Origin of the sequence: Aromatoleum sp., from assembly GCF_032027225.1 — a bacterium.
Classification (GTDB): domain Bacteria; phylum Pseudomonadota; class Gammaproteobacteria; order Burkholderiales; family Rhodocyclaceae; genus Aromatoleum.
In genome coordinates this window covers 111,704-121,680 of sequence record NZ_JAVSMM010000014.1, presented here as the reverse complement: position 1 = coordinate 121,680, position 9,977 = coordinate 111,704, and the positions used below count along the sequence as shown (strand labels likewise).

At 65.4% G+C, this 9,977-nt stretch carries 8 protein-coding genes and 2 tRNA genes; 2 read left to right on the top strand and 8 right to left on the bottom strand.

All coding sequences use genetic code 11. The annotated features are described in order from the left end of the window. Positions 1-263 precede the first annotated feature (263 nt). From serB to ROZ37_RS15405, 3 genes are all read right to left on the bottom strand, one after another. Positions 264-1,094 carry a phosphoserine phosphatase SerB gene (gene serB / locus ROZ37_RS15415; protein WP_312660589.1) on the bottom strand — a complete coding sequence of 277 codons (831 nt, stop codon included), beginning with the start codon at positions 1,092-1,094 and terminating at the stop codon, positions 264-266. Beyond that, a complete protein-coding gene (locus ROZ37_RS15410) occupies positions 1,091-2,170 on the bottom strand; it encodes a 3-deoxy-7-phosphoheptulonate synthase (RefSeq protein WP_312660587.1) in 1,080 nt (359 codons plus the stop codon). Before ROZ37_RS15410 ends, serB begins: the two co-directional genes overlap by 4 nt. A gap of 125 nt (positions 2,171-2,295) precedes the next feature. Beyond that, a complete protein-coding gene (locus ROZ37_RS15405) occupies positions 2,296-3,903 on the bottom strand; it encodes a methyl-accepting chemotaxis protein (RefSeq protein WP_312660585.1) in 1,608 nt (535 codons plus the stop codon). A 441-nt stretch (positions 3,904-4,344) separates the two neighbouring features. Between ROZ37_RS15405 and ROZ37_RS15400 the strand changes: the two genes are divergently transcribed. Next, positions 4,345-4,420 (top strand) — tRNA-Gly (locus tag ROZ37_RS15400). Positions 4,421-4,716: 296 nt separating this feature from the next. Here the strand turns inward: ROZ37_RS15400 and ROZ37_RS15395 are convergent. Beyond that, entirely contained in the window at positions 4,717-5,151 is a 435-nt protein-coding gene (locus tag ROZ37_RS15395) for a DUF1178 family protein (protein ID WP_312660584.1), read from the bottom strand. 216 nt (positions 5,152-5,367) lie between these two features. Between ROZ37_RS15395 and ROZ37_RS15390 the strand changes: the two genes are divergently transcribed. Beyond that, positions 5,368-5,452, top strand: a tRNA-Leu gene (locus ROZ37_RS15390). A 160-nt stretch (positions 5,453-5,612) separates the two neighbouring features. Here ROZ37_RS15390 and ROZ37_RS15385 read toward each other — a convergent pair. The 4 genes from ROZ37_RS15385 to ROZ37_RS15370 all read right to left on the bottom strand — a co-directional run bounded on the left by ROZ37_RS15385 (position 5,613) and on the right by ROZ37_RS15370 (position 9,885). Then, positions 5,613-7,430, bottom strand: coding sequence for a DEAD/DEAH box helicase (locus ROZ37_RS15385; RefSeq protein ID WP_312660583.1), 1,818 nt, complete (start codon positions 7,428-7,430; stop codon positions 5,613-5,615). A gap of 170 nt (positions 7,431-7,600) precedes the next feature. Continuing rightward, a complete protein-coding gene (locus ROZ37_RS15380; protein WP_312660582.1) occupies positions 7,601-8,137 on the bottom strand; it encodes a TPM domain-containing protein in 537 nt (178 codons plus the stop codon). An 85-nt stretch (positions 8,138-8,222) separates the two neighbouring features. Beyond that, positions 8,223-9,200, bottom strand: coding sequence for a TPM domain-containing protein (locus ROZ37_RS15375; RefSeq protein ID WP_312660581.1), 978 nt, complete (start codon positions 9,198-9,200; stop codon positions 8,223-8,225). Positions 9,201-9,270: 70 nt separating this feature from the next. After that, on the bottom strand, positions 9,271-9,885 hold the full coding sequence (locus tag ROZ37_RS15370) for a LemA family protein (RefSeq protein WP_312660579.1): 615 nt from the start codon (positions 9,883-9,885) through the stop codon (positions 9,271-9,273). Positions 9,886-9,977: the final 92 nt, after the last annotated feature.

Below are 9,977 nucleotides of genomic sequence, written 5' to 3'. Positions count from 1 at the left end.
CTCCTGCAGCGCCTGGGGCAGCAGCATCTGCTGCTGAGGGCAATAGGGCAGATAGCTCGTCATCTCAACAGTCTACCGGCCCCGACACGCCAGGGAGGGCTTACCTCACCGACGCTTGGCTTCTGCCGCGCAGACTCCTAGTGGAAGGGGACGCGGCGCGGGCTGGACTCGGAGCGGCCCGCTTCTCATGCGTGACGGGGAACCTTGGTGAGGGCCTTTTCCAAGGTGGCCCCGCCTTCGATGGACCGAAGCTCGCGAAACGGCTACCGGAAAAGATTCAGCACACCGTCGAGCCCGACGTGATCGAGCCGACAATCGGCCGCCTGGCGCAGGATCGGCTTCGCGCGGTAGGCGATGCCGAAGCCGGCTTCGGTGAGCATCGGGATGTCGTTCGCGCCGTCGCCGGCGGCGATCACCTGCTCGGGCCGAAGCCCCAGCCGCTCGCGCGCCTGCCGCAAGTGCGCAGCTTTCGCGTCGCCATCGACGATCGGGCCGACGACGTGGCCGGTCAGCCGCCCGTCGCGGACTTCCAGCACGTTCGCGTGTGCCTCGTCGAAGCCGAGCCGCACCTTCAGGCGATCGGTGAAATACGTGAAGCCACCCGAGACGAGCACCGTGTGAATCCCGGCCGCCTTCAGTCCGCGCAGCAAGCGCTCGGCGCCCGGGTTCAGTTGCAGCCGTTGTTCGTAGACCTCGCCGAGCGCGGATTCGGACAGCCCCGCGAGCAGGGCGACGCGTCGCTTCAGCGATTCCCTGAAATCGATCTCGCCGCGCATCGCCGCTTCGGTGATCGCGGCGACTTCCGTCTTCAAGCCCTGCATGTCGGCGATTTCGTCGATGCACTCGATGTTGATCAGCGTCGAGTCCATGTCGGTGACGAAAAGCCCGAAATCCGAGAGTTTGCGTCCGTTCGGTACCCAGGCCCAGTCAAGCTGCGCCTCGGCGCACAAGCCCGCGATCTGGTCGCTGCCGTGCATCGCAAGCAGGCGGAATGCTTCGGGCGTGATCTGTTCGATTGCGCTCGCGCCGCAGAGCTTCGCGAGATTCTTCAGGGCGACCGAATCGACATCCTCGCCCTGCACGACGAGATTCATGCGGACGCGCTCCGGCGTTGCAGCGCTTCGCGCAGCACCTGATCGGCCTTGCGCAGCGTGTCTTCCGTCGTCTCCCAGCCAACGCACGCGTCGGTGACCGAGCAGCCGTATTTCAGTTGCGACAAGTCCGCGGGGATCGACTGGTTGCCCGCTTCGATGAAGCTTTCGATCATCAGGCCGACGACCGAGCGGTTGCCTTCGCGAATCTGGTGCACGACGTCCTTCATCACCAGCGGCTGCAGTTCGGGCTTCTTCCAGGAGTTCGCGTGCGAGCAATCGACGACGATGTTCGCGGGGAGCTTGGCCTTTGCGAGGGCCTGTTCGGCGAGCGAGATCGACACCGTGTCGTAATTGGGACGGCCGCCGCCACCGCGCAGCACGACGTGGCCATAGCGGTTGCCGCGCGTGCGCAGGATCGCCGACTTGCCCTGCTTGTTGATGCCGAGGAAGCTGTGAGCATGCGACGCGGACACGATCGCATTGATCGCGACTTCGAGGTCGCCGTCGGTCGCGTTCTTGAAGCCGACGGGCGTCGACAGACCGGACGCCATTTCGCGGTGGGTCTGCGATTCGGAGGTTCGCGCGCCGATCGCGGTCCAGGAAATCAGGTCGCCGTAATACTGCGGGGCGATCGGGTCGAGCGCTTCGGTGGCCGCCGGCAGGCCGATCTCGTTGACGTCGAGCAGGAAGCGACGCGCCCTCTCCATGCCCTCGTCGATGCGGAAGGAATCGTCCATGTACGGGTCGTTGATGAAGCCCTTCCACCCGGTCGACGTGCGCGGTTTCTCGAAGTACACCCGCATCACCAGCACCATCGTCTCGGCGACCTCGTCGGCGAGCGCCTTCAGGCGGCGCGCGTAGTCGAGGCCCGCGACCGGGTCGTGGATCGAGCACGGTCCGACGACGACGAACAAGCGGTTGTCCTTGCGGTCGAGAATGTCGTCAAGCGCGCGACGGCCGGCGAGCACCGTCGCGGCGGCCCCTTCGGTCAGCGGCACGCGCGACTTGATCTCCTCCGGAGAGGGCATGTGATCGGTCGCGAGGATGTTCAGGTTCTCGGTTTGGGCAAGGGGCATCTGGGCGCTCCGCAGTGCAGCAAAGGCGGCATTGTAACTCCGCGCCTATCCCGAGGACGAGATCGCAATCGGCGGATGCCCGTGACGAGGTGGGCGATATCGAACGCCGTGGATGGATCGGAAGGTCAGCGCGCCGCAGCGAGGCGGAAGCGCTCGGTCATCTGCGCGAGCGCCGAGGCGAGGTGCTCCAGGTGGCCGGTCGCCTCGGCAATCTGAGCGGTGGCGGCGTTGCTTTCCTCCGTCATCTGCGCGATGTGTTCGACGCCCCGGGCGATCTGCGTGCTCGCGCTGCGCTGCTCCTCGAGCGCGTTGGAAATGTCCGTCACCGCGACCACGACCTTGCCGGCGCTCTCCTGCACGCGCGCGATCGCTTGCCCGGCATCGCCTGCGAGCGCGACGCCGTTGTCGACGCGTTCCCGGCCACGAGACATGCTCTGCGTCGCCTCGGCGGTGCTGTGCTGAATCGAGTCGACCATCGCGGCAATCTCGGTCGTCGAGGTGGACGTCCGCTCGGCAAGCTTTCTGACTTCGTCTGCCACGACGGCGAAGCCGCGTCCCTGTTCGCCTGCGCGCGCCGCTTCGATCGCCGCGTTGAGCGCGAGTAGGTTTGTCTGGTCGGCGATTTCGCGGATCACATTGACGACCATCGTGATCTTCTTCGATTGCTCGCCGAGCGCTTCCATCAATACACCGGTCCGGGCGACGGCGTCCGCGATCTGATGAATTTCGTCCCCCGCGGTCCTGACGACCGCGGCGCCGTCGACCGACAGCTCGCCGGCGCGAGTGGCCGTGTGGCTCGCGTCAGTTGCGCTGTCCGCGACTTGGCCGATGCTGACGGTCATTTGCTCCACGGCTGCAGACATCGACGATGCGGAGTCGCTTTGCTGCTGGGACGCCGCCATCACCTGTTCGGCCGCGCTGCTGAGCTGTATCGCCGACGCGGACACCCTGGTCGCGCTGTCCTGGATGCGGCCGATGAGGTCAGCGAGCGACTCCTGCATCGACTTCATGCTGGCGAGCAGGCTGTGTTCGGCGCCCGGGGCGACTTCGATCCGCGAGCTCAGGTCGCCGCCCGCGATGCGCGCGACGACTTTCGCAGCGTAGGACGGTTCGCCGCCGAGTTGCTTCAGCAGTTCTTGAACGATCTGCGCGGCGACCAGCGCGAGGACAATGAGTGCAGCGAGCGCCAGGATGACGTTGCGGCGCACCGTCGCGTCGCTGACCGCCTCGAAGCCGGCATCGGCATCGTCCGCCTCGGCAGTGAACGACGCCGATACTTTCGCGAGATCGGCTTCGATCGCTGAAACGAGCGTGTCGATGCGTTCGTCGAGCGCGCGGACTGTGGCGAGGTCCGGCTCCGGCTGCTGCAGCAGCGGAAGGAGCTCGCCTTCATGCAGCCTCGCCAGATCCTGTTCCGCCTTGCGGACGGCCGCGACCCACGTGCGCTCGTCGACAGTGTCGACGCTCGCTTCGAGCCGGTCGAGTGCCCCTGTGGCCTGCCGCTTCGTCTGCTCCCACGCGCGCTTCGATTCCTCGAAGTTCCGGTTGATCACGGTATCCGCGACGACACGGTAAAGCCGCACGGCTATGCCGGCGACCTCCTGCGCGTGCAGCGCATCGACCGACCGGTCGTGCCCTTGATGTTGCAGCGCGCTCAGTTCGCGCATCCCGAGCAACGAACTGACGGAAATCACCACGCTCGCAGCGACCGCCACCGAGACGAGTACGAGCATTCTTGCCTTGACTGACAATTGGGACATAAGAGGTTTCTAAGGTGAGTAAAGAAGACGAGAAGAGGAAAGAGAACGCAGGTCCTGCCCCGAGACTTGCGACTATCACGTAAGTGATAACGGCGATGCCCCTGGGATCTTTAGTCGATGGCCGACGCCGCGTCGTTCCTCATGCCGCAGTAGCATCTCGTTCCAACCGCTTCGGCTCCCGCAGTGAGTCATCGGCATGCGGAGCGCATGGACGGACGATCACGGTTCATGACCGAGCACGCCGGTCAACGAGGCTGAAGGACAACTCGTCAAAGAACGCTTGCACAAAGCGCGGACATGCGGCATGATGCGCGCCTCGACAACGCAGACGGATGTCGAGCGGTGGAAAAAGCGGCCGGCAATCGGTCAAAAACCCGCGCCGTCGCTGGAAGTGCAAAGGGTCTGCAAGTACATGCGGGAATAGCTCAGTTGGTAGAGCGCAACCTTGCCAAGGTTGAGGTCGCGAGTTCGAGACTCGTTTCCCGCTCCAGATTTTCAAGGGGAAGGTGCTGACGCACTTTCCCCTTGTTCGTTTACGGGCGTCCGACTGGGGCTTGAATCGTTGCGCTCCAGTGCACAGCGAGCCGCGCCTGTCGGGCTGCAATGGTACGAAGTCGGCGCGCCGTTCCGCGGACTGACGCCACCTTCGCTGTGCTACTCGACCGACGGGCGGAGACCGAGGTCCGCGTCGGCGCGAGCGCCTATCGCGATTTCATCGATTACCCGTTATCGCGACACACAAACGCCGGCATTTCCAGTTTTCTGCTGCACGGCGGAAGCAGGCCCTCAGTGGAGTTCGTCGTCATCCGGGCTGAGCGGAAGAACCATGATTCCTTCGTCGAGGAGTTCCCCGACGTCGTCGCGCGTCGCCTTGCCCTTGATGTTGCGCGCGTCGCTATCGCCGTAGTGGATGCGCCGGGCTTCTTCCGCGAAACGCTCGCCGACGTCCTCCGACTCCTTGCCGAGACGTCGCAGCATCGCGAGTGCCGCTGCCAGCGCGTCGGCATTCACCGGGATCGGATTCGGCGCGGCGGGGGGCTGACGGGAAACGCCCGAGCCGGTGTTGACATAAGGCGCAGCCGGGCGACGTTCGATTTGAGCCGAGCCGCAGACGGGGCAGCTCACTTGTTGTCGCCCCAACTGGGTCTCGAACGCGTCAGCCGATGCGAACCAGCCTTCGAACAGATGTTCGTTGTCGCAGCAGAGGTTGAGAACGATCACACGGAAACCCTGGAAAATTTGCGTGGGAGCCGGGCTCTTACCCGTCCCGGTGCTTGACGAAAACCAGCACGACCGCTGCCGACGCGTGACGACACAACTCGCAAATCAGCAGATGCTGAGATTGTAACGTTTCGCGCCGGCGATTGGCCTCGCCGTAAATTGCCGATGCGGCCGGCAGTTACTTGCGGCACCGTGCGAGATACAATTGCGGACCCCGCCCGGGTGATGAAATTGGTAACCATAGTGGACTTAAAATCCACCGCCGAACGGCTTACGGGTTCGAGTCCCGTCCCGGGCACCAGCTGGCTTTCCTCGCGTCGCGACTTTCTGCACCGCTCCCCATCATGCCTTCGGCCGCATGATTCGTCGCACTTCGCCGGGGCTCGAGGGCGCCCGTGTCCCCGGCGCTATTCGAGCCAGCGCGCGCACTCCGCCTGGTGCCACAACTCCAGATCGCGTTCTCAGCGATTCCGCGGCTTCGCCTTGCCCGGCTTGAAGCTCCCGGGCGCGCTGCCGTATCGCTTCGGCGCCGCGTTTCCGCCCGGCCTGGCCTTGTTGTCCGGACGCGCGCCGAAGCGCGGGCGGGCTGCGTCCCGCTTCGCTTCGTCCGCGTCGAGCGGCCGGATGTTCAGCTGGTGCTGCCTTACGCGGATCCGTCGCAGCGTGTCGAGGACGTCGTGCGGCAGTGAGCTGGGCAATTCTACCGTGCTGTAGTCCTCGTACAGGTTGATCTGTCCGATGTAGCGGCTTTCGATCCCGGCTTCGTTGGCGATCGCGCCGACGATGTCTTTCGGCGTCGCTTGCTGGTTGCGGCCGACCTCGATGCGGTATCGCTGGAGGTGCCCCTCCGAGAATTCGCGCCGTCGCTCGAGGATTTTTTCGCGGTTCTCGCGCGGCTCGCGCTCGGGTCGGGGCTCGGCGCGCGAGCTCGCGACTCGCGCGATGTCGGGTCCGGTCGAGGCCGGCAACTGCAACGGGCGTTCGCGCTGGGCGAGGAAGGCGAGGGCCGCTGCGACGTCGTGGATATCCACCTTGTGGCTCGACTCGATTCCGGCGACGACGTCCGAGAAGAACGTGAGGTCTTCCGCTTCGAGGACTTCGGCGACCTGCTGACGGAAGGCGGCCACGCGCTTGTCGGCGACGGCTTCGCGGGACGGCAGCTGCAGCGCCTCAATCGGCTGGCGCGTGGCGCGTTCGATCACCTTGAGCATCCGCATCTCGCGCGGTGCGACGAACAGGATCGCGTTGCCGGCGCGTCCGGCGCGACCCGTGCGACCGATGCGGTGCACGTAGGCCTCGGTATCGTACGGGATGTCGTAGTTGATCACGTGGCTGATGCGCGGGACGTCGAGGCCGCGCGCGGCAACGTCGGTCGCGACGACGATGTCGAGCTGTCCGCCCTTGAGTTGCTCCACGACGCGTTCGCGCAGCTGCTGCGTCATGTCGCCGTTGAGCGCGGCGGCGGAGTACCCGCGCGCCTCGAGCTTGTCGGCGAGTTCGACGGTCGCGGTTTTCGTGCGTACGAAGATGATCGCGGCGTCGAAATCCTCCTCGACTTCGAGGATGCGGGTCAGCGCGTCGAGCTTGTGCGCCACCGCGATCTGGCAGAACTTCTGTCGAATCGTCGCAACCGTCGTCGTGCTCGCCTTGATCTTGACCTCGCGCGGTTCGCGCAGATAGCGGTGGGCGACGCGGCGGATCGCGTCCGGCATCGTCGCCGAGAAAAGCGCGGTCTGCCGCGTCGAGGGCGTGTGTTCGAGGATCCACTCGACGTCGTCGATGAAGCCCATGCGCAGCATTTCATCGGCTTCATCGAGCACCAGCGCGTTCAGGCCGTCGAGGTTCAGGCTCTTTCGCTCGATGTGATCCATCACGCGGCCCGGCGTGCCGACGATGACGTGGGGGCCGCGGCTCAACTGGCGCAACTGGACGACCATGCTCTGTCCGCCGTAAACCGGCAGTACGTGGAAACCGGACATCTTCTTCGCGTAGCTCTGGAATGCTTCGGCGACCTGGATCGCCAGTTCGCGCGTCGGCGTCAGTACCAGCACTTGCGGGTTCTTCACCGTCAGGTCGAGTCGATCGAGCAGCGGCAGCGCGAACGCAGCCGTTTTGCCGGTCCCGGTCTGCGCTTCGCCGAGCAGGTCGTGTCCGGCCAGCAGATGTGGGATGCACGCCGCTTGGATCGGCGACGGCGTTTCGTAGCCGATTTCGGACAGCGCTTCGAGCAGCGGTGCACGGAGGTCGAGTTCGGCGAAGGATTCGATCGGGGAAGTCATGGAGTCACGCTGGGAGCGAAAAGAGGTAGAGCGGCGGGCGAAGCGCGGTCGGGGCCGATGGACGGGGAGGGCGCTTCGTGAATGCGCGCATCCTACCGAAAAGCCGGGACCGCTGCTCGGATCGATTCGCCGATGCGCACAAGCCGCCACGCCGCGCGCGATTCGGTGCCTCAACGGATGACGGGTCGGTCCGGAAGCTGGTTTTCGCGCGGCCGCCCCTCACCAGTGTCGGCAGGAAAGTGGCGTTCCAGCGCGGCGGTGACGGCATCGACGGCGCGGGTAAGGCCGTCTTCGTAACGTCCCTCGCCGAACCGCGCACTCATGCCGGCGAGGGTCTTTTCCCATTCCGCGTCAGGCACGTAACGCGCGAGGCCGCGGTCGTCGACGATCTCGATGCGTTGTTCGGCGAGTTGGAGGTAGATCAGCACGCCGTTGTTCAGTTCGGTATCCCATACGCGGAGCTTGCTGAACAGCATGAGGGCGCGTTCGTGCACGACCTGCTCCATCGGGATCCGCTGCCGCAGATGACGCCATAGATAGCTTGTCGGCAGGCTCGCCTCGACACAGACGCAGATTTCGCCGCGGTGTCGCTGTTCGCTTTCGCGGATGCGTGCTTCGATCCGATCGAGCGTTCCGGGGCCGAGCGTGCGCTCGGCGTCGCGGGCGTCGAGCCAGAAATGACGCATCCGTTGCAGTACGGCCCTCATCTCGATAGGCGTCCGTCAGCGTGTTCCGTTCGGCCAGCGGTCGTGTTGCTCGTCCGGCCCTCCATGTCGATCTCTCGCGGCATGACTACCAGCCTCCCGAGGCGCCGCCGCCGCCGAAACTGCCGCCGCCTCCCGAACCGAATCCGCCACCCCCGCGGAAGCCGCCTCCGCCTCTGCCTCCACCCCAGATGATCGGGCCCCCGAAGCCGCCGCCGCGACCTCCGCGTCCTCCGCCGCGGCCACCGCCGATGCCGAGCGCGAGCACGAAAACGAACGTGAACACGGCGACGACGAGCCCGAGCAGCAGACTTCCGAGCAACAGCTTGGTCAGCACGCCGGCGACTCCGGACGTCGCCAGCGCACCGATCTTCCGTCCGAACATCCCGACGAGCACCGCCCCCGCGACAGGTACGCCGAGAAACAGGAACACCGCAAGGTCACTGAGCGTCAGGGAATCGCTGGGGCTTGCCTCCGGCTCGGGGAGCGGCAGATTTTCGCCCCGGATGCGGGCCATCAGCGCTTCGACCCCGGCATTCAGTCCCCCGGCGAAATCCCCTTTGCGGAACGCGGGTGTGATCGCCCGGTCGATGATGTGGAACGCGGCGAGGTCGGGAATCGCGCCTTCGAGTGCGCGGGCGACTTCGATCCGCACGCGCCGATCGTCCTTCGCGACAACCATCAGCACGCCGTCCCCGACCTGCCGTCGGCCGATCTTCCATTCGTCGGCGACCCTGAACGCGTAGGCCGCGATGTCCTCCGGCGCGGTCGTCGCGACGATCAGGACGACGATTTGGGCGCCGCGCTCGGCCTCGAATTGCGCGAGCTTCGCTTCGAGCGCCTGTACCTGGGACGCGTCCAACGTGCCGGTCTCGTCCATGACCCGCGCGGTGAGCGACGGGACCGGTTGCACGGCCTGGGCGTGCACCACGCCCGCCGACAGCGGAACGAGCACGAGCCGCGCGAGAATGAGCAAAAGCCCGTCGACGGCGAAGCGTCCGAGACGATCGGTGCGGTACCGATCGGCCCCTGACGGCAGTATGGATCGCAGGTGCAGACGATTCATCGCAGCGGCTCGCCGGGAATTTGTGGAAGGGTGCCTCGATGCGCGTCGTGCAGCGATCGGAAGCTGTCGTTCAGCGCTTGTTCGTGCCGAAATCGACCGTGGGCGGGCGCGAGATTTCCTGTTCGTTCTCGACCGTAAACCCCACCTTCGGATCGTAGTTGAAGATCATCGCGGTCAGGTTCGTCGGAAAGCTGCGCGCGAGCACGTTGTATTCCTGGATCGTCTGAATGTATTTGTTGCGCGCGACGGTGATGCGGTTCTCGGTGCCCTCCAGCTGCACCCGCAGATCCTGGAACGCCTGGTTCGCCTTGAGGTTCGGGTAATTTTCGGCGACCGCGAGCAGCCGCGACAGGGCGCCGCCGAGCTGGCCTTGGGCCTGCTGGAAACGCTCCATTGCCTGCGGATCGTTGAGCATTTCGGGCGTGACCTGGATCGAGGTCGCACGGGCGCGGGCTTCGATTACGCGCGTCAGCGTTTCCTGCTCGAAATTCGCTTCGCCCTTGACGGTGCTGACGAGGTTGGGAATCAGGTCCGCCCGCCGCTGGTACTGGTTCAGAACTTCAGCCCACGCCGCCTTGCTCTGCTCGTCGAGGCGCTGAAAATCGTTGTAGCCGCAGCCCGCCAGACTCGCCAGCGCGAGCGTCGCGGCAATGAGGACGAAGCGGCGGATGACGTCATGGAGCATTTCGGATCCTCCCATCTGGCTCAGCGCGGCGCGACCCGCCGGCCCGGCAATGATACGCGCATCATGCTTGCGGAGTGGACACCGTGCCGCCC

Coding starts and splice junctions, on each gene's coding strand:
- ROZ37_RS15370 (WP_312660579.1), bottom strand. CDS start 9,885: ATGCTCCATGACGTCATCCGCCGCTTCGTCCTCATTGCCGCGACGCTC.
- serB (WP_312660589.1), bottom strand. CDS start 1,094: ATGAATCTCGTCGTGCAGGGCGAGGATGTCGATTCGGTCGCCCTGAAG.
- ROZ37_RS15405 (WP_312660585.1), bottom strand. CDS start 3,903: ATGCTCGTACTCGTCTCGGTGGCGGTCGCTGCGAGCGTGGTGATTTCC.
- ROZ37_RS15410 (WP_312660587.1), bottom strand. CDS start 2,170: ATGCCCCTTGCCCAAACCGAGAACCTGAACATCCTCGCGACCGATCAC.
- ROZ37_RS15385 (WP_312660583.1), bottom strand. CDS start 7,430: ATGACTTCCCCGATCGAATCCTTCGCCGAACTCGACCTCCGTGCACCG.
- ROZ37_RS15380 (WP_312660582.1), bottom strand. CDS start 8,137: ATGAGGGCCGTACTGCAACGGATGCGTCATTTCTGGCTCGACGCCCGC.
- ROZ37_RS15375 (WP_312660581.1), bottom strand. CDS start 9,200: ATGAATCGTCTGCACCTGCGATCCATACTGCCGTCAGGGGCCGATCGG.